Origin of the sequence: Vibrio sp. OPT46 (assembly GCF_015163535.1) — a bacterium.
Classification (GTDB): Bacteria; Pseudomonadota; Gammaproteobacteria; order Enterobacterales; family Vibrionaceae; genus Vibrio; species Vibrio alginolyticus.
Genome location: NZ_JADDYG010000735.1, coordinates 1 through 248, shown reverse-complemented (window position 1 = coordinate 248; position 248 = coordinate 1). Strand labels below are relative to the sequence as shown.

The following is a 248-nucleotide window of genomic DNA, read 5'->3' as shown; positions in this document are numbered from 1 at the left end:
ATGACAAACGAGGCGCAGTTATTCAAGCAAATGGGCACTTGCTTGCGTTTATGTATTGATAACCTACAGAAAGAGTTGCACGAAGTGGAATCGTTAAAGGATGAGCAGAGTGCGAGTGAGGCTAACTCGAACATTGCAGAGCTAATGCTCACTTTGAATAGTCAGCAATTACTGGCTCCAAATGAACTGGTTGAACAAATGCTCGATGAGCTGAACGACCACCAAGTTATGTTTAACAAAGCACTGAA

The 248-nt window shown here is 42.7% G+C and carries 1 pseudogene; it reads left to right on the top strand.

Annotated features, from left to right (window positions below):
- A pseudogene (locus IQR33_RS26665) lies at window positions 1–248 on the top strand (FHA domain-containing protein); the annotation flags it as partial.